Genomic DNA, 20319 nt, shown 5'->3' with positions numbered 1-20319 from the left:
CAGTATTTGATATGGGTGTAAATAAAATTTTACACCTAATTATGTAAGCGCATGTAAAAAAGCGATTAGATTGGAGATAAGTATGACAATCAAAATAAATTTAACAGCAAAACAAGTATTAACTGGTATCACCGCAATTATTACAGGTATAAGCGAACGTAAAGCCAGTGAAAAGTATGATAATGCCAAAGATGTTGCTGAATATCCTTATCTAGTAAGAATGGCAATCACGGTTGATAAAAATAATGTTAATAATGGCCAAATGCTAAACTTTAAGCTTAAAAAAGTTGGTGATTTGAAAGCTGGTAAAATGATCGATTTTGATAAGAGTTCTATTAAGAATGATCAAGTCAATCTGTGGGCTAATCAACGGGGCTATGTTCAGGTTTCCATTAAAGGAGATGAGATCATTGCAGGGTAAGCATACAACTATCTGTAATTACATTGAAAATGTGCTTGATAGTGTCTTATCTGATGAAGCAAGTACAATTAAGCAATCTTATCTGGTCTTAGAAGTAATTAAGGAGCCGTATGGTTTCTTGTTTATTCCGCGCTACCCAACAAATTTGGTATTAAATACTGATACTTATTATCGTATTTACGATATTATTTCGGCAGCTGTTTTCCCTGAATATACCTGTGTTAGACCTACTTCCATGCAATTAGTAGAAGTGGACGGTGAACAATTAGCAACAGCTAGGGGTTTTTATTTTCCAGGTTACAAGGGTAAGAAACAACGTTTCGTCGGCACAATTACTAAAATTGTGGCTGACTATGATTTAAATAAGGAAATACCGTTGATGCGGGGATTAACTGTTGGCAGGAATGCCACCACTTGGATTATTAGCGGTAATACAGGTAGCGGTAAAAGCTATGCCTTACGTTATTTAGAAGAAATAATTAGTCGTTTAACTAATCAAAATGGTGATGAACCAGCACAAGTTATTATGATTGATCCCAAAAAGTCTGATGGTGCGAGATATGCTAAAAAACACTCTGAAATTAAATTATTAATTCCAGAAGATAGCGATCGACCAGAAGATTTTCTAACTAGGGTGAATGCGGAATTGGCTGCTGTGGTTAATGAAATGCAGTTAAGGCAAAGTAAGCTTTATGAAGTTTCAAATAAGATTAGCACTGACGCTAACGAAATCAATGTGCCACCAATTTTTGTTGTTTTGGAAGAAATGGCCAGCTTAACTTTGGGTTTAGCGTCAACTTCAAGACAAGTTAAAGATTTATACCGCGAATTAGAATTAATTGCCTTACTTGGCAGAGAAAGCTTAATTAATTTAATTATTACTAGTCAAATTGCTAGAAATGATATTGTGCCTATTCCAATTCGCTCACAGATGAACGTTAGAATTTTGCTAGGACGAATAGATAAGGCAACCGTTCAGTATTTGTTCCCGTCAATGATTGATGGCTTGTCTATCCCTATTGGCGGCTTAGGAACGGGAATAATTGAGATTAATGATGGTAAACATTACGGGATTGAACCACTTGCCATGCCGACAATAACCAAAGGAGAAGAATCATGAAGGGAATAGACTTAATTAATAAGTTATTTGATAAATTAATTGCTTTGCTTGGCAAGATCAGCGTAATTTTGCTGATTATTCTAGTAATTCTGTTAATCGTACATTATTTTCTGAAATTTTATGGTAAATCAATTTCTAAAACCATTGCTTTAGAACAAACATTGAAGCTCATGGAACCAGAAAAACCAGATAAAATAATTTCTGCTGTTAACAAAGTGGTTTGTTGGGCTAGTGTTAAATACCTTGATAATAAGGGGCGTGTGCAGATAATAGTTCCAACTAAACGCTGGTTTCAATTATCATCACAATTAGAAGTTAAAAAGCGAATTAGGGAAATGCTTAGTTCAGAAGATTTTAGATTATTTTTAATGGATAATTTAGACAATTATCGTTTTGTAAGTAGACCAGACTATTATCATGATCAGTTTGTTTTAACCGGTACAAGAATTTAATAGAAGCAAGGTGCCAGCTTTGTCCTCAAGACAAAAAGAATGGCACCTTGCATAATTTATAAATATTCTACTGTGTAAGTGTGCTAAGCACTGATGTGACAACATTTGCTGGGCTTGTTATGGCAAATGTTAAAAGTGTGCAAACTGTGCAGAAGGGAATTATATGGCAGAGATTAGAGCTAGACAGTTTATGTATATGCAAGATTTTGCCCATTTAAAGATAGATTTTACTGAACTAACCAATATTTTAACTAAGGCTAATATTCAAGAGTGGGCTTATATCATTCATGACCAAGATTTGGATCAAGGTAATAGGCTAATTAGGAAACATCTACATGTGGTCTTAAAATATGCTAATCCGCAAATACTTTCTCATGTTGTAAGGCTTTTTAATGATAAACCGCAATATTTAGAAGTTTGGCAAGGAAGAATCAGTAATGCTTATAGCTATCTAATTCATGCAACATTGGAAGCTAAAGATAAGTATCAATACGATCCTAATAGTGTGGTGGCTTCATTTGATTTTCCCGCAAGGATTACTGAAATACAAAGCAGTGTTAACCAAAGCAGGTTAAATTCTAAAGTAGTGGCTAATTTCTTAACGCAATATGCTAATGAAGAAATTGATTATCAAGAATTAGCGGATATTATTGGTTTAGCTGAAGTTGCTAAAAGAAAAAGCGTGATTGACAATATTACTAAATTAATTGCGGATAAAAAGCATGAGGAATGGTTACATGAATATCATGATCGCAAAGCAGAAACAATTTGGTTATGGGGCGAAGCTGGAGTTGGTAAAACACGTTATGCAAATAAGCTAGTTCGTGGTGAAAAAGTTGCTATCTTAGGCAGCAGTCGGGATTACTTTCAAGATTATCATGGTGAACATTATGTAATTCTGAATGATTTGCGTCCCAATGATTTTAGATATGCCGACTTATTAAGGCTACTAGATCCTTATGAGCATGATAAAGTAGCACCAAGACGCTACCATGATGTGAAATTAAATGTTGAAATGTTGATTATTACTACTCCTTATAGTCCGTTTGAATTTTATCAACATGTGAAAATTGCTGATGAAAAAACAGATACCTTTGAACAGCTTAAAAGGCGGGTTCATGCAATTCATATTACACCAAAATTTATTGCGGAAGTTTTTCAAGATAATGAATCTGAATTTGAAGAGTTATTTGGTGGTAGATAAAACAATGAAAGAAGATGTAAAAATGTTTGGCAATGAGTTATTAAATGCCCGACAAATAGCAAAAAAGTTAGAAATTTCTAATACTTATTTTTTCAAATTAACTAAATTAGGTATGCCGTTTCACCGCATAACGCCAGGGGGTAGGAAATTTTATAACTATGATGAAGTAGTAAATTGGATCAGAAAGCGGTGATTATTGTGGTAAAATTTAAAGTAATCAAGGGTATGTTCTTCCTAAAAGTAAAAGGAGAATAAACATGCCAATTAGTAAAATTAATAAAGGAAAGAAAGCTGGTAAGTATCGAGTAAGAATACAACCAAGAGATGAGCATACTGGGAAAGTTATTCCTGTTCCTAGTCAAGTTGCCGACAATTATCGGGCAGCTAAGGCTTTATATGAAAAAATGTGGGTAGATTTCCGTTCTAATCCGCACGGCAATTACCAAGAACTGAGTCAACCGCTAGTGCAATCATATAAAAGTTTTATCGAAAGCGAGCATAAGTTAGGTAGATGGCAATCGGCAACTACTTATAAAGCATGGACTTATACAATTAGGCTATTAAAAGACTATTTTGGTGATAAAAAAGTAAAAGATATTACTGAAACTGATATTCGACAGTTTGCCCGTAATTATGTGCAAAAACATCATGCCAGTGTAGCACCACATACAACAATTGACCGCCAATTACAAAATATTAGATGTTACTTTAGTTCACTGGACAAGATAGTAAAAAATCCTGTTCCTATAAAAGCCTTGTATAAATTCTTTCGTAATGATGAAATGACTGTACCAGATGAAAAATATGTTTTTTCTGATAAAGAAATTATTGCCATTATCACTGATATTAAGGAGCGGTTGAAGTCAATAAAACCTAATTATTGGTGTAGTCGCTTGGCAATCTGGATTGCTTTAGAGACAGGAATGCGACCGCAAGAAATTCAAGCTTTGAAATGGGCTAATTTGACTAAAGATCATGGTAAAGTAGTGTTTGAAATTAACGATTCTTGGAATAGCAAGGCAAAGAAGCTAAATGGTCATTTGAAAACTAGACCTAAAGGGGCTAAAAGATTAACTTTGCCAATATCTGAAAACTTATATCAAATATTAATGATTTTTAAAGAAAAGCAAACAGATGTATTGCAAGAATATGGTTTAGATAATGAACAGGATTATATTTTATTAGCATTAACTACTTATAATTTATGTTCGTTAGGGATGCCAATAGATCAACGTGGCTTAAATGACATGATGCGTAAAATCTGTAAAAAGATAGGCGTTAATAATCGTGGCTTGCGTGTTAGTATGTATACTTGTCGTCATACTATAGCAACTAAATTAGCTAATATTCCAAGTATGAGTTACCCTTGGGCAGCTTATCGGTTAGGACATTCACTAAAAACGTTTATGAAAGTTTATGTTCATGTTGACCAAGATAAGAACGAAGATATGTTAAATGTCGTTAGCTCACAGTTAGTCACACAAAATTAGATACAATAGTTGTAAATGCTAGATTAGCAAGGCTTAAAAGGTTAATGCTACACTGGCAATCAGCATTTTTAAATTTCAGATAGTTCAAAACCTTTCAAAGAAGTCCTAATGGGTGAGCGCTTGAAAGGTTTTTTATATTGCACCTGTATTAAATAGATTTGGATAATCAGGTAAAACTTCAGAATAAAAACAAAATATTTTTACAAATGTAGAAATTGTTGATTATCACTAATCGAGAGTTTAATAAAATGAGTAAAATTACGAAACCCACAATTGGAGAAATACTAAAAGAAGAAATTATGAAGCCGTTGCAAATTTCTGCATATAAACTAGCAAAATTAATAGGTGTGCCTACTTCAAGAATTCAAAACATATTGCATGATAGAATTGGAATAACAGTCGATACTTCTATTAGGTTAGGTAGAGTATTTGGCGTGAGTGACAAATATTTTTTAAATTTACAGGAAGATATAGATTTTTGTAATGCTAAGATAAAAAAGGGTAAAGAATACGATCAAATAAAAAAGTACCAATCTGCATAGCTGTTTTATCCGTTGATATGTTTGAAATTTGAAATAGTCTTTTAAAATAATTGTAGGTATATAGTTATATTTCTTAGTAGGTAAAAGTTTCCTGAAATTAAATATAAAAACTGAATTTGGTCCGAATTTTTATATTCTAATAGAAACGCTATTTTGTATAATAGAATTAATTACTAGATTAGTTACAAGGATAAAATAATGGATGTTGCAACACAAAAGAAAAATGCAAAAAAATTTATTAATGATTGGAAAAATCGTGGGCGTGAAAAGCAAGATAGTCAGTCATTCTGGTTAGCATTGTTACATAATGTGTTAGATGTAGAAAAACCAGAAAATTTTATTCATTTTGAGGAAAAGGTGCATCTTGAACACGATAGTTTTATTGATGCATATATTGATCAGACTCATGTGATGATTGAGCAAAAGGGTAGTAATAAAAACTTAGATAAGCAGCCAATCAGACAATCTGATAAAACATCTCTCACTCCCTTTCAACAAGCACAGAGATATTCTGCTGGATTGCCATATTCAAAACGACCTAGATGGATTGTAACTTGCAATTTTAAGGAATTTCGAGTTTACGACATGGAACATCCTAATTCTGAACCTGATAAAATTGAGCTAAAAAATCTTGAGAATGAATATTATCGCTTGGATTTCTTAGTTGATAAAAGTAATCAAAATTTGGAAAAAGAAAAACAAGTTTCAATAGAAGCCGGGGAATTAGTTGGCCAAATTTATGATGAATTATTAAAGCAATACAAGGATCCTGACAGTGAATTTTCTCAAAAAAGTATTAATCAGCTTTGTGTGAGAATTGTTTTTTGTCTTTATGCAGAAGATGCCGGAATTTTTGGTCGTAGAAATATGTTTCACGATTACCTAAAGGATTTTGACGCTCATCACTTTCGATCAGCATTAATCAATCTTTTTAAAGTTTTGGACACAAAAGTAGAAAATAGAGATCCTTATTTAGCTGATGATGAACCTGTACTTGCAGAATTTCCTTACGTTAATGGCAGGATGTTTTCAGATGAGAAAATTGAAATACCTTCTTTTACTGATGAATTAAGAGACTTATTACTTAATAAAGCTAGTAATGAATTTGATTGGTCTGAAATAAGTCCAACTATTTTTGGAGCAGTTTTTGAATCTACTTTAAACCCAGAAACTAGACGTCAAGGTGGAATGCATTATACTTCTGTTGAGAATATACATAAAGTGATAGATCCTTTATTTCTTGACGATTTAAAAGATGAATTCAATGAAATTAAGAAAACTAAGCAGCCAGCAAAATTAAAGAAAAAAGCAAAAGCTTTCCAAGATAAAATTGCTAACTTAACTTTTTTCGACCCTGCCTGTGGCTCTGGTAATTTCTTGACAGAAACATATTTACAACTTAGAAAACTAGAAAATGAAGCAATTAAGCTAATATATGGTGATAATGTCCAATTAGATGTAGGCCAACAAATAGTAGAAGTTACTATTCAAAACTTTTATGGAATAGAAATAAACGACTTTGCTGTATCTGTGGCAAAAACTGCTCTTTGGATTGCTGAAAGTCAAATGTTAGAAGAAACAAAAGAAATTGTTTATGCTAATTGGGATTTCTTACCTTTAAAGACTTATTCGCATATTCATGAGGGAAATGCACTAACAATGGATTGGAATAAAGTGCTGCCGAATTATGCTTGCCATTATATTATGGGAAATCCTCCGTTTATAGGTAAGAAAGAACAAAGCATAGAACAGAAACAAGAGTTAAAAAGAGTTTTTAATGATAAAAAAACTGGCAATTTAGACTATGTAAGTGGATGGTATAAAAAAGCATCAAATTATGTTAAAAAATATGATGTCCAGTGCGCATTCGTTTCAACAAATAGTATTACTCAAGGGGAACAAGTTCCGATTTTATGGTCAAAGTTATGTGTAACTATTAACTTTGCCTATACTTCATTTAGATGGAATAATGACACAAAAAATGGTGCACATGTTCATGTTGTTATAATAGGATTTAGTAATAATGAGTTTTCTAAGAAAGATAAAAAAATTTATTTTTCTAATAAATTATGGAGAACAGCTAAACAAATAAACCCCTATTTAATTGATGCAAATCCGAAATTATTTGTTGTTTCAAGAACAAAGCCTGTGTCCAAAGTTCCTGAAATGAGATATGGAAGCATGCCTATTGATAATGGATATCTTATTTTAGAAAAAGATGATGTTGCTCAGCTTTTAAAAGAAAATAGTAATAATAGTAAATTCATTAGATTATGTTTTGGTGGTAGGGAAATTATTCAAAATAAAAAAAGATGGTGTATATGGCTTAAGGGGGTTAACCCTTATGAATATAGAAAATCTAAAATAATTATGAATAGAATAAAACATGTTAAGTCTTATAGACAATCTAGTTTGAGGTTTCAAACTAAAAAATTAGCTGAAAATCCAAGTTTATTTGGTGAAATTAGACAACCTGATACAAAAATGTTAGTTTTTCCAAAAGTATCTTCTCAAAATAGAAAATATATTCCTATTTCATATATTGATCCTACAATAATTATTACAGGAAGTGCATTAATTTTACCTGATTCGGGATTATATCAATTTGGAATCCTTGAATCAAATATGCATATGGGCTGGATGAAGACTGTAGCTGGAAGAATGAAAAGTGATTACCAATATTCTAAAAATATCGTTTATAATAATTTTCCTTGGCCAAATCCAAGTGATAAACAAAAAAGTAAGATAGAAAAAACAGCACAAGCTATTTTAGACGCTCGTGCTTTATATCCTAAAGATTCACTTGCCGATTTATATGATCCATTAACTATGCCACCTGAACTTCTAAAGGCTCATCAAAACAATGATCGTGCAGTAATGGAAGCGTATGGGTTACCAGTTAAAACTACAACAGAAAGTGATGCTGTCGCTTTCTTATTTGATTTATATAGCAAACTGATTAAAAGTAAAGATAATTAATACTTAATCATTTTATCTTTACAAAACATTGATTTACAAAAAGAGTGATTGTTTGAATTATCAAAAATTCAGCAGTTTGTAAGTCAATACTGAGTTGAAAATAAGGCTCTTTGTCAAATCCTGTTGATAGAGCTTAAATGAATAGAATCAAGCAGCTAAAAAACTGCTTGGTTCTTTTTCTTTTACCTTGTTTTCTGCTAATCTAATCCTGGTTAGCAGATTGTGGAAGTTGGCGTAGCCAAAAGCTGTGCGCTCAATTTGTTTAATCTTGCGATTGAAGCCCTCTAAGCAGCCGTTGGAATAATTCAATGTTATCCCGTTAATTACTGCTTTCAGGTTATGCTTAAAAGTTAACAGGGTTTGATGCATTTGCCAGCCAACTTCTTCTTTAGCATGAATCACTTCTTTAATTGCCAGCGGATCTTTGGCAGCCAAATCATCATAAAATGCCTGCAGCAGGTTGTAGGCATTAGTAAGCTCCGTGCTGCAGGCGATGCCTTCGTTGACTATCTGCTCTTGCGTCAGATTTTCTTTGTAGTGCCAATTGTAATGCGGATGAATTTGGTCGAGTGCCTGGTACTTCTTGAGATACAGTTTCCACGGTGATTTAAGCAGCTTGTATTCTCTGCTGATCTTTTTGAATTTCTTCATGACCTGCACGCGCAGGGAGTTGAAGGAACGCGTAAGCATTTGTACCATGTGAAAGCGATCAAGCACAATCTCAGCGCTGGGGAAGCATGCTCGCACAATGTCCTGATAGTAAAAATTCAGGTCCAGAGAAACTGTTTTGACGCCTTGCAAAGCCGCTGGCGAAAACTTTTTGAAGTAGGCAATGATTGCTTTTTTATAGCGTGTTCGGAGAATCTGCACCACCTCGTGTTTGTCGGCATCAAGACAAATAAAATGCAAGGTGCGGTCAACGCCTTTAAACTCGTCGAAGGCCAGATGCTCCGGCAAATAATCATAGCTGCTACTAAACTGATGCGAGCAAGAAGCCCAGCACTCTTTGCACCGTTTTGACAGAGACATTGTTTTCCCGGGCAATGCTGGTCATTGAGCGGTCTTCTGTTAAAGCACTGAGAATTTTGAGCTTAGAATGCTGGGAAATACAGCAGTATTTGCCTACCAGGTCAGATTGAACCATTGAGCGTTTATTGCAGGTGCGACACCAGACTTTCTGCTTAAAAAGTCTAATAATGACTGGCTGACTGGCATTGGCAGCAGGATAGCGGATTTCGGTTTTCAAACGGCCATTGTGTCGCAGCTCCTGTGAGCCACAAAAGGGACAACTGGGCTGCAATAAGACAGCTTGGTAAATCTTCTGCTTATAGCCGTTAGCCAAACGGAAGAAATAATCTTCAAAAACAATGTTTTGATCTTTAATATCAAGAACAAATTTAATATAATTATTAAAAGAGGACATAATTCAAACCTTCTATAAAATATTGGGTGAAGTTAATATTTTATTACAAGAAGCAAGAGGAAGATGTCCTCCTTTTTTATTTAAAAATAGCGAATTTCACTAGGAAGGCAGTTAAATTTATTCTTAAACTTTTGGTAAAAGAAAGTTTTGTTTGAAATCCCTACCTTTTGAATAATATCAGAAATTGACAAATTAGTTGAATTAAGTAGGTTGTATGCATCTAGTAGCCGTTGCTCAGTTAGTGCATCTGAAAAAGATTTACCCACAGTTTTCTTAAATAAATTGCCTAAGTAAGAGCGACTATAATTGGTCTTTTTTGCAATATAAGATAGAGAAATGTTGGCACTGTTAGCAGATATTTCTTTTAAAATATACAGAATAATATCGGGAGTGTTTTCTTTTAAAATCTTGTCAGAATGGATGTTAGTATTTCTTGATAACAATATCAATAACGAATTGAGGTAACTGTCAATCAGCTTATCAGAAAAATTTTTGTCAAAGTAATATTCTTCAATTATTAAATTGGCTATTTGGCGAATTGATGATTCAGTATGCTTTTTTCTATAAATCATAAAATCATGAGAGTTGTCATTGGCCAAAATAAAGCTGGACAGAACATTCTTGGTCTTGCCAATGATTCTTAAATTTTCTAAAGAGAAACTAATATTATTTCTGAAAATAATATTTATCAAAATGTCATCTTTACCCAGAGTAGCAATTGAATGGGTAGTGCCGACACCTAATAATAAAATATCGCCTTGGTTTAAATAAATGGTATGACCATTCACTTTTTCCTTGGCACTTCCAGATACCATATAATTCATTTCCAAGAATGTATGGGTATGTTTAGGATAGGGCGCAAAGCGGTTGTGCTTACTGACATATATATTTTTACCTTTAAAAAATTCCTCCGTAAAAATAGGGACAAATTTTTTGTCTGAAGCATGTAGCAAGGTTTTATCGTTAAAGTCATTAATAAAAAGTTGTTCATTATATTGCTTTTTTTCCACCGGATTTAGTTCTTTTAGTTTGCTTAGTAATTCATTGTTCATCCATTTACTACCTCAAATATAACTACCTATCATATTGTTATTTGATATTATCTTCAGAATAGATAAGTTTATAAATAAATGTAATTAATACTTATGTTATGGTGCTATAAAACTAATGAATAAATATTTCAAATCAAAATAGACCTACCAATATGATACAATACGCAACCTTATATGTCATTGTAAGCGGTGACATTTTAACGTATAAATATAACTGTAAGGTTTGAAAGTGAGGTGATTATAATTGACCAAGACCTATGTAGCGGTAGACATTGGTGCTTCAAGTGGCCGTCTGATGCTAAGTCAATTAAAAAATGGCAAAATGGTCTTAACAGAAATGCATCGTTTTAAAAATGGTTTTACCTTAAAAAACGGACATGACCGCTGGGATATTGACCATATTATCAAAGAGATTTTATTAGGTCTGCAAAAAATAAAAAGAGCTGGCTTTAGTAAAGTTTCTTTAGGAATTGATACTTGGGCAGTTGACTATGTTCTAGTAGGAAAAGATGGAAATAAGCTTGATGATCCGATTAGCTATCGTGATAAGAGAACCACGAATGCGATTAAGGAATTAACAGCTAAAGTATCTAAGGGACAGATTTATCAAAAGACAGGAATCCAATTTCTGGATTTCAATACTCTATACCAGTTGTTTGAGGAAAACAAAGAACTTCTGGCTCAAACGGATAAGATCATGATGATTCCTGATTATATTGGATATGTTCTCACCGGGAAAGCAGTTTTAGAGACGACAAATGCTTCAACTACACAAATGTTGAGTCTCAGAGAAGGCTTGTTTGATCAGAATCTGCTACAAGAAGTTAATGTGAGACAGGATCAATTTCCTAAATTAGTTGATGCTGGTACCCCGCTTGGTAAACTGAAGCGAGAAGAATTTCAAAGTTATGATTTGCCTGATACTGATGTGATTACAGTCGCAACCCATGATACAGCTTCAGCTGTAGTCGGCACTCCTGGAATAGGACATCATTGGGCATATATTTCTTCAGGCACATGGTCGCTTCTGGGAACAGAACTCAATGTTCCAGAAAATGGTCCAGATGCATATAAAGAAAATTACACTAATGAATGGGGCGCTTATGGCACCTATAGATTTTTAAAAAATATCATGGGGCTGTGGATGGTTCAATGTGTAAAACGTGATTTTAATGACAAGTATTCCTTCAGTGAATTAGCGCAATTAGCAAGCAAAACTAAACCGTTTAGTCAATTTATCAATATTAACGATGAACGTTTTGTCAATCCCAAAAATATGATCCAAGAAATTCAAGCTTATTGTCAAGAAACAGGCCAAAGAGTTCCAAAAACACCTGGTGAAATAGCTATGGCGATTTACTCCAATTTAGCTTTATTTTATGCTTATGAAATTCAAAAATTAAATCATATTATAGGATACCAAATTGATACTTTGAATATTGTTGGTGGTGGATCAAACGTTGCCTTGCTAAATCAGTTGACGAGCACAATTGCTGGCATCGATGTTTACGCTGGACCAAGTGAAGCTACAGCAATCGGTAATTTAGCAGTTCAAATGATTACCAGAAACGATGTTGCAAATGTTTCAGCGGCGCGACAAATTATTAAAGATTCATTTGCAATTAAGCATTTTAAACCTGAACAAGGTAAGTATTTAGGAACCCTTGATGACTACATTAACTTTTTGCACACAGCTAACCGAGGTGGAGCAATATAAGAGTGGGCCCGGCTAAAGTAAAAAATAAAATCAGTGTCAGAATGCATCATAAAAATCATATGCAATTGTCCACGATACTTGAACGAAAATTTGTGCAGTAAGCAAACCTTACAGTAGACCTATGCATGCAAATTCAAGGGATAGTCTAGTTATTTATGTTTATAAGTATTTTTTAAATAAAAGGAGAATAACGATGGTTAGTGAAAAAGCAGTTGAAACAGCATATCAAGTTGCTAAAGAACGTTACGCAGAAGTCGGTGTTGATACAGAAAAGGTTTTAAAGAAGTTACAAAATATTCGTGTATCTCTTCCTTGCTGGCAAGGAGATGATATCCATGGCTTCTTAACACCAGATGCTGCTTTGTCTGGAGGAATTGGCGTATCGGGTAATTACCCTGGCATTGCAAGAACACCTGAAGAATTAACTAATGACTTGGATGAAGCCTTTAAGTTAATTCCTGCAAAGCAAAGATTGCAACTGCACCAAATTTACGCTGTGACTGATGGTAAAAAGAAGGATGTGTCTGAAGTTGGACCAGAAGACTTTAAGTTCTGGGTTGACTGGGCAAAGAAAAATGATATTTACCTTGATTTCAATCCGACATTTTTCTCAAGTCCTAAAGTAAAAGAAAATATGACTTTAGCAAGTCCTGAAAAAAGCGTTCGCGATTACTGGATTCAAGTTGGTAAAAATGCACGTGCAATTTCTAATTACTTTGGCGAAGAGCAAAAAGCACAATCGATCGACAACTTCTGGATTATGGATGGTATGAAGGATGAACCTATCAGTAGATTGGATCCACGTGAGCGTTTGATTGATTCATTAGATCAAATTAACGAAGAGAAATATGATGAAAAGAACACCATGGAATCATATGAAGGCAAATTGTTTGGTACCGGTGTTGAAAGTTACACAGTTGGTTCTCACCTCTTTTACAACAACTATGCTTTAACAAGAGGTAAAGATTGGTGTATGGATATTGGTCACTTCCATGAAGCTGAGGATCCTTCTGATTACCTGTCATCATTCTTGGCATTTGGCAAGGGCATGTTCTTACACTTATCTCGTCCGGTTCACTGGGACAGTGATCACGTACCTGCAATGAATGACATGTTAATTAAAATGATGCGGGCTTTGGTCAGAGATGATTTATTATCCAAGACAGTTATTGGCTTAGACTTCTTTGATGCCTCAATTAATCGCGTTTCTGCCTGGGTGATTGGTACTCGTTCAGCACAAAAAGCTCTGCTTTTGGCATTGCTGGCTCCAATCGACCAATTAAAAGATGCAGAAAATCACTATGACTATACCCTACGCTTAGCAGAAACTGAAGAATTAAAGTCATTCCCATTTGGTGCTGTATGGGATGAATTCTGCTTAAGAAATAATGTTCCCGTAGGGATGGATTGGTATCAAGAACTTAAGGATTATGAAAAGAACGTTCAATTTAAGAGAAATTAATAAGAAAGTTTCTGGAGATTAAATAATGGCTAAGTTTATCAATTCAACATTTGTTAAAGATATGTGTAATATCACTCGTCAAAGCTATGACAATGGTTGGGATGAGCGCAATGGCGGCAATATGAGTATCCGCATTATTCCTGAAGAACTAAAGGAATATGAAGACGTTAAAGAAGTAAAAAGAGTTTTTGATCTTGGCTTTGACGCTAGTTGTTTGAAGGGGCAGTATTTTCTAGTCACAGGCACAGGACGCTATTTTAGGAATGTTTTCCAAAATACCGAAAAAGATTTGGGTTTAGTTCGTATTAGTGCTGATGGCCAAAAAGGTGAAATTGTTTGGGGTTACACTGATGGCGCTTTGCCCACAAGTGAATTTCCAACTCACTTAATGAATCACTATGCTCGTTTAAAGCTCGATCCCAGGCAAAGAGTAGTTATGCACTGCCACCTAACCAACTTGATTGCAATGTCATTCACTCAGCCACTTGATGAAAAGTATTTCAGTAAAACTATTTGGAAGATGCAAGCTGAATCAATGCCAGTTTTGCCAGAGGGGATAGGAATTATTCCTTACGAAACACCTGGTACTACAGTTATTGGTGAGCACACAGCAGCTAAAGTTGCGGATGGCTTTAGAGTTGTTATGTGGCCACACCATGGCATATTTGCAGTGGGTGACACACCGGATGAATGCTTCGGTTTAATTGAAACTGTTGAAAAAGCGGCTACTATCTTTACAGCGATTCAAGCGCAGGGTGGTAACAGGTTAGACGAAATAACTGATAAGCAATTGGTGGAAATTGCCAAGTATTTCCATGTTACACCCAGGGAAGGGTTTTTAGATTAAGAGCAAAATGAGTTGAATATAAAAGAAAGTCGGAGTTAGTTAGCTTCGACTTTCTTTGTGTAAGGGAGATAACAATTATGAGTATGCCAATATTAGTTATTTTTTTAATTTTGATGGGTATCATTTCAGGCATTATTTCTGCCGTTGCCAGCATGGCATCTTTGGTATCTTATCCAGCCTTATTAATAGCAGGCTGTTCACCGATTGCAGCGAATATCACAAATACAGCCGCTTTAATTTTTACGGGCCCTGGTGTACTTTTAGCTTCTGCCAAAAAAATGAAAGGCCATTGGCAAGAGTTCAGCTTCTACTGTCTTTTCTTGTTATCTGGCGCGGTGGCAGGAGGACTGCTTTTAATCTCTTTTCCTGGAAAAGTCTTTGAAAAAATAGTCCCGTTTCTGGTGCTTTTATCTGCGGTTGGTTTAATAATGACAAGTGGCAAAAATAGTAATAAAAATGAAGCTAGAAAAAGAACTAAAGGGAAGGCTTTTTTAGCCTATATTGGTTTGTTTCTAGGAGGGGTTTACTCTGGTTATTTTGGAGCTGCTGCTGGTGTAATTCATTTGATTTGCATTAATTATCTATCTGATGATGAGTTTTATACTATTAACGCTATGAAAGATCTTGTAGGTGCTTTAGCAAATTTGGTAGCCTTAATTGTTTTTATTTTTGGTGCTCATGTCAACTGGATGATGGCCATATTGCTAGCAATTGGCTTATTTATCGGTGGCTATATAGGTCAATATAGTATCAAGTTCTTGTCTTTAAAGATTGTATCTTGGATTACCTTTGCTTTTTCAATTGTTTTAGCAGGTTGGTTATTTTATACTGCTTATTTTGATTAAAATGAAATTTTTCCACTTAAGGACTTATAAAAACAGTGAGTTAAGTACGAATTTGGATACTTAATTCACTGTTTTAATTTAAAAAAGTTCATAGTTTATTTAACTGTTTTGCGAAATTGGTCGGGAGTAACATTATTCTGCTTTTCAAATGTTTTAAAAAAATAGCTGACACTTTTATAACCCACCAGCCTTGAAATTTCTTCAACTGAATAATTAGTTTCTGATAAATATTTTTTAGCTTGTTTCATCTTTTCTTGCATAATAATTTCTTTAATAGTTAGTGCAGTATGTTTTTTAATGTATCGTGATAAGTAAGCCGTACTGTAGCCAAAATTTTGGGCTAATTGTTGGACAGTGATAGTTTGAACGTTATCTTTTATTGCTGATATGACATTTAAACTTAGGCTATCGATTCCAGTGTAAGAATAATAATTTTCATGACTCAATTGGTCAAAAAAGATGAGCAATAACCCCAGCATTGCGTAATTATAATGATAATTGTTGGTAACATATTCAGATAAAATTCCGTTAATTATAGGTAAATATCTAGATAAGCTGGTAGGGGAAAAATAGAGGTAACTGTTATTACCTTTATCACAAAGAAAATTACATAAATAATTGTCTTGCTGTAAAAATTCAGCAAAAACACCACCTGTAAAAATTTCCGGTTTAATGCAAATATTGATTACTTGTGCCTTAGGATCTTTGACCTTTAATGAGTGTGCACTATGTAAATTCATTAATAACAACGAATCAGGAAGTAGGTAGATATCTTTATTATTAATATTGCTAATAGCAATGCCGTTAGTAATAAAAACAAATTCATAAAAATCATGTTTATGAAAGGGTACAGGAATATCTAAATCGTGGCTTACCACAAAGATTTTTTCAGAATTTGGTATATTGCTTGAACGAACCAAATTTGGAATTTTAAAAAAATCATTTCTTGAAAGCTTAGGCAATTTATTAGAATTAATCAATTTCATTTTTGGTAATCCTCAATGTCATAAAAACACACAAACTTATCATAGCACAGTATTGTAAGCACTTACAATAAGCTGTTAATATGACCATGGATTAAAGAGATAGGCCTATTAATGAAAGTTATTATGTAAGAGGTATTCGTTATGAATAAAACAAAAATGAAAATAAGTATTCTAAGTATGAGCTTGCTAACAATGAGCTTCTTAGTAATCACTAACGCATTTGGGGCGATGACAAAGTCTTTTCCAGATGTTCCTGTCGCTAAAATTCAAATGATAGGAACAGTTCCTTCTTTAGGAACACTAATTGCCACAGTGGTAGTTGGAACTTTGGCCGTTAAATATTCAAAAAAATTGTTATCGTTAATTGGTTTGGGAATAGCTACGTTGGGCGGTTTATTACCGCTATTAGTTCATAGCAGCATTGATGTTTTAATCGGATGTGCTTTTATTCTGGGATTTGGCTTAGGCTTTGTTAACACCTTAATTCCTATGCTCATTTCAATCTTTTTTGAAGGAGAAGAAAGAAATGCAATGATGGGTAAGAATACAGCGATGAATAGTTTAGGCTCTATTTTAATGATGCTTGGCGGTGGACTTTTAGGAGCTAAGAATTGGGTTAATTCTTATTGGGTATTTCTTTTAGGTATATTTGTTTTTCTCCTAGTGCTGTTTGCCTTACCGAATGATAAAGTAGACCGTAGTGAAAAGAATGCTAGCGGCAATATTTTTGGGATTTTAAAACATTTAAATGGATATGTCTGGCTGATAGGATTTGTTACTCTTCTAATGGGGATACTTTACACAATCTATCCGACTAACCTGTCAATTATTATTGGACAAAAAGAACTAGGTAGTACTAGTATTACGGGTATTATCAATGCTGTCGGCACAGCGGGCGGTTTTATTGCCGGCTTTAGCTTAAAGTATCTGAACAAAGTATTTAAGGACAAAATAATTGCTGGTGGTTACATTACTTTGGGAGTTACCTTCTTACTGGGAAGAATTGCCAATAACCTTATTTTAATTGGTATTGGCGGTGTCCTTTCAGGTTTTGCCATGTCTATGATTATGTCCACAATTCCGTTTTATATGTCTGTCCTTTCACATAAATATGAATTAGCAGTATCAATGATGCTTTTCCAATTTATGAATTCTATAGGAGGTTTTATTAGTCCTGTATTATTAAATTTACTTCACATTAAAGTTGGTGAAAGTTCCTTTACTTTTGGGTGTGTAAGTTGCTTTGTAATTGGTATTATTTGTATTTTGACAAATCTTGGTAAAAAAGTTTTGTCTAATTCTGTCAAAGAGGGATAGTAGAAATGATTAAAAATAGTGAAGATAAATGGTTAGGAAAATGGATAAGTTCAGATTTTGCTGAGGTTAGTAAAGAACCAGAGTTTTCTTTAGCTGACATGTTTGGTGGCAAAAAGGCACCAGTTCCCAAGCCTGTTGATGAAAGACTACATGCGCCAATAGTTTTTAAGAAAATTTTTAATATAGCTAAAACTATTAATTCTGCCAAACTAGAGATTACTGCACAAGGCTTGTATCAAGCATATTTAAATGGTCAGAAGATTGGTGATGCCATCTTTACGCCAGATTATACACAATACCAAGAATATTTACTATATCAAACTTATGACATAAAAGATCTATTAGTCAGTGGGCAAAATGTGTTGACAGTAGTTGTAGCAGATGGTTGGTATGCCGGCAGAATCGCTGTTTCAGGAGAAAGTTGTCAGTTTGGTGATCGGTTAGCATTACTAGCTGACTTAACTGTTGAATATGAAGATCACAGCTATTTAAAAATTGGTACGGATAAGTCTTTTACTGCTGGTACCGGCAAGTGGCGTTATGCAGATGTCGTTATCGGTGAAAAACAAGATCTGCGCATTAAAAATGAGTTAGCTACTAATACTCCTTTTTCGCAAGAGGCAGAAGTAATTGATGCAGATTATGAGCGCTTAGCCCCACAATTTGGCCCGCTGGTAAAACGAATGCAAACTTTAACAGCAAAAAAGATTTGGCAAGAAGAAAACAAGTTAGTAGTTGATTTCGGTCAAGTTATAACGGGACGAATTCGGCTAACAGCTACTTTTAAAAAGGATGTTGATATTAAGATTGAACATACTGAAGCTTTGGACCAAGATGGTCATTTCTTCAAAAATATCATTGGTCGTAATAAGGATCAGGAAGATCATGTGATTGGTGCTGGGAAGTTGGCAACTTTCGAGCCTGACTTTACGTATCATGGCTTCAGATATATTAGGATCACTGGCCTTGAGCAAGCAGATATTCAAGATTTGACTGCGATAGTTATTTTTAGTGATATGAAAAGAACTGGTGAGATAAGTACTTCTAACCGGCAAATAAATCGTTTACTACAAAACATTAAATGGAGTCAACAGGGAAACATGTTGTCTATTCCAACTGATTGCCCGCAGCGTGAACGTGCTGGTTGGACCGGGGATATGCAAGTCTTTGCACCAGCTGCTACTTTTTACTACAACGCAGAAAATTTGATTCGTCGCTGGCTAAAAAATGTGCGGATTGATCAGCAAAAAAACGGGGAAATTATTGACTACTCACCGGCTCCTGCCAGCTTTTATCAAAGCACGTTAGATTTTAAAGGCAGCTTAAGTTCAGCTGGTTGGGGCGATGCAATTATAATGGTGCCGTGGACTTTATATCAAAGATATGGTCATAAAGAGGTTTTGACCGAAAATTATGCTGCCATGAAGAAGTGGCACAATTATAGCGTCAAAAGTGCTGCTGGTCATAAGAGTGGCATTGATCGCTACATTTGGGATACTACATTTCATTATGGTGACTGGATGCTTCCAAGCATGATGATTGGAGATCCTAATCCAATGAAATCTGCTGAGGCAACTAAAGATGTAGTTGCTACTGCTTTTCTAGCTCATTCTTCTGACCTTCTAGCTAAAATAAGTAATGTTTTAGGTGAAAATGGTGACGAATATATTGCCTATTCTAATAAAGTTAAGCAAGCCTTTACTGAAAAATTTGTCAAAGACGGGAAATTAACCAGCGACTATCAGGGATGTTATGTTCTGGCCTTAGCATTTGATATGATTAGTGATACTAATACGAGAAAGAAATTACTAAGTAGATTAGTGGCATTAATTCATAATAATCATGACTGCCTGGATACAGGGTTTTTATCTGTTCCTTATTTGCTGGATGTATTAGTTGATAATGGAGAAACTGATTTGGCCAGAAAGGTCTTTCTCCAGAATAAATGTCCGTCTTGGTTATATGAAGTTGACCATGGTGCAACAACTATTTGGGAATCATGGGCAGGAATTCAACCAGATGGTAAAACAGGAACATTTTCGTTCAATCACTATGCGATGGGGTGTGTTCTTGACTGGTTTATTAGAAAAGTTGTTGGTCTAAAAGAGGTTAAACCTGGATTTAAGGAAGTAGAAATTAAGCCTCAGATAAAAGGTGTTGTTGATGATTTCCAAATGAAATACTTGAGTGAAAATGGCTTGTTTACAATAAAATTGCTGAATGGAAAATATGAATTTACTATTCCTGAGGGTTGTCAAGCGATAGTATATCTTCCAAATGCTGCTGGCTTTTTAAAGAAATACCCTGAAGCCAAAAATCAAAACACCGGAATTAGTGTAAAACCAGGTACTTATCAATGGGAATATTAATGCAATAAATAAAGGATTGGTCCAAAATGGTGGGTTAATCCTTTATTTTATGTAATTTTTCAAAAAGGTTAGTATGTTTACGAACATATGTAC

16 protein-coding genes and 1 pseudogene are annotated in these 20319 nt (G+C 34.4%); 14 read left to right on the top strand and 3 right to left on the bottom strand.

Annotation, left to right across the window (positions count from 1 at the left end; translation table 11 throughout):
- Positions 1–82 precede the first annotated feature (82 nt).
- The 8 genes from ACFQ32_RS09135 to ACFQ32_RS09100 all read left to right on the top strand — a co-directional run bounded on the left by ACFQ32_RS09135 (position 83) and on the right by ACFQ32_RS09100 (position 8208).
- Positions 83–421, top strand: coding sequence for a hypothetical protein (locus ACFQ32_RS09135; protein WP_046324373.1), 339 nt, complete (start codon positions 83–85; stop codon positions 419–421).
- Positions 402–1541: a chromosome partitioning protein ParA gene (locus ACFQ32_RS09130; protein WP_052724623.1), complete on the top strand. Its 1140-nt coding sequence runs from the start codon at positions 402–404 to the stop codon at positions 1539–1541. Before ACFQ32_RS09135 ends, ACFQ32_RS09130 begins: the two co-directional genes overlap by 20 nt.
- A complete protein-coding gene (locus ACFQ32_RS09125; protein ID WP_046324375.1) occupies positions 1538–1993 on the top strand; it encodes a hypothetical protein in 456 nt (151 codons plus the stop codon). The genes ACFQ32_RS09130 and ACFQ32_RS09125 overlap by 4 nt, the downstream gene beginning before the upstream one ends.
- A 163-nt stretch (positions 1994–2156) precedes the next feature.
- Positions 2157–3197 carry a Rep family protein gene (locus ACFQ32_RS09120; RefSeq protein ID WP_046324376.1) on the top strand — a complete coding sequence of 347 codons (1041 nt, stop codon included), beginning with the start codon at positions 2157–2159 and terminating at the stop codon, positions 3195–3197.
- Positions 3187–3390 (top strand): hypothetical protein, encoded by a 204-nt coding sequence (locus ACFQ32_RS09115; protein ID WP_046324377.1) that lies wholly within the window; start codon positions 3187–3189, stop codon positions 3388–3390. The genes ACFQ32_RS09120 and ACFQ32_RS09115 overlap by 11 nt, the downstream gene beginning before the upstream one ends.
- Positions 3391–3454: 64 nt before the next feature.
- A complete protein-coding gene (locus ACFQ32_RS09110) occupies positions 3455–4687 on the top strand; it encodes a tyrosine-type recombinase/integrase (RefSeq protein ID WP_046324378.1) in 1233 nt (410 codons plus the stop codon).
- Positions 4688–4935: 248 nt separating this feature from the next.
- Entirely contained in the window at positions 4936–5229 is a 294-nt protein-coding gene (locus ACFQ32_RS09105; RefSeq protein ID WP_046324379.1) for a HigA family addiction module antitoxin, read from the top strand.
- A gap of 198 nt (positions 5230–5427) precedes the next feature.
- Positions 5428–8208, top strand: a complete 2781-nt coding sequence (locus tag ACFQ32_RS09100; RefSeq protein ID WP_046324380.1) for a DNA methyltransferase — start codon at positions 5428–5430, stop codon at positions 8206–8208.
- Between the two features lie 147 nt (positions 8209–8355).
- Here the strand turns inward: ACFQ32_RS09100 and ACFQ32_RS09095 are convergent.
- Positions 8356–9631 (bottom strand): annotated as a pseudogene (locus ACFQ32_RS09095) (ISL3 family transposase).
- 80 nt (positions 9632–9711) lie between these two features.
- The gene (locus tag ACFQ32_RS09090) at positions 9712–10683 is read right to left on the bottom strand and encodes an AraC family transcriptional regulator (protein WP_046324381.1); all 972 of its coding nucleotides are present in this window, start codon (positions 10681–10683) and stop codon (positions 9712–9714) included.
- Positions 10684–10927: 244 nt separating this feature from the next.
- On the opposite strand from ACFQ32_RS09090, the gene rhaB reads away from it, so the two are divergent.
- The 4 genes from rhaB to ACFQ32_RS09070 all read left to right on the top strand — a co-directional run bounded on the left by rhaB (position 10928) and on the right by ACFQ32_RS09070 (position 15554).
- On the top strand, positions 10928–12400 hold the full coding sequence (gene rhaB, locus ACFQ32_RS09085) for a rhamnulokinase (protein ID WP_046324382.1): 1473 nt from the start codon (positions 10928–10930) through the stop codon (positions 12398–12400).
- A gap of 193 nt (positions 12401–12593) precedes the next feature.
- Entirely contained in the window at positions 12594–13862 is a 1269-nt protein-coding gene (locus ACFQ32_RS09080) for an L-rhamnose isomerase (RefSeq protein WP_046324383.1), read from the top strand.
- 25 nt (positions 13863–13887) lie between these two features.
- Entirely contained in the window at positions 13888–14709 is an 822-nt protein-coding gene (gene rhaD, locus ACFQ32_RS09075; protein ID WP_046324384.1) for a rhamnulose-1-phosphate aldolase, read from the top strand.
- Between the two features lie 77 nt (positions 14710–14786).
- A complete protein-coding gene (locus ACFQ32_RS09070) occupies positions 14787–15554 on the top strand; it encodes a sulfite exporter TauE/SafE family protein (RefSeq protein WP_046324385.1) in 768 nt (255 codons plus the stop codon).
- 95 nt (positions 15555–15649) lie between these two features.
- Here the strand turns inward: ACFQ32_RS09070 and ACFQ32_RS09065 are convergent, their stop codons facing one another.
- Positions 15650–16540 carry an AraC family transcriptional regulator gene (locus ACFQ32_RS09065; RefSeq protein ID WP_046324386.1) on the bottom strand — a complete coding sequence of 297 codons (891 nt, stop codon included), beginning with the start codon at positions 16538–16540 and terminating at the stop codon, positions 15650–15652.
- A 141-nt stretch (positions 16541–16681) separates the two neighbouring features.
- Here ACFQ32_RS09065 and ACFQ32_RS09060 point away from each other — a divergent pair, with 141 nt between their 5' ends.
- Complete coding sequence (locus tag ACFQ32_RS09060; protein ID WP_046324387.1) at positions 16682–17857, top strand: MFS transporter; 1176 nt, start codon at positions 16682–16684, stop codon at positions 17855–17857.
- Between the two features lie 5 nt (positions 17858–17862).
- The gene (locus ACFQ32_RS09055) at positions 17863–20226 is read left to right on the top strand and encodes an alpha-L-rhamnosidase (RefSeq protein ID WP_052724624.1); all 2364 of its coding nucleotides are present in this window, start codon (positions 17863–17865) and stop codon (positions 20224–20226) included.
- Positions 20227–20319 lie beyond the last annotated feature (93 nt).

Origin of the sequence: Lactobacillus melliventris (assembly GCF_042679465.1) — a bacterium.
Classification (GTDB): Bacteria; Bacillota; Bacilli; order Lactobacillales; family Lactobacillaceae; genus Lactobacillus; species Lactobacillus melliventris.
The sequence above is the reverse complement of the archived record's forward strand: the minus strand, read 5'-3'. Positions and strand labels throughout refer to the sequence as shown.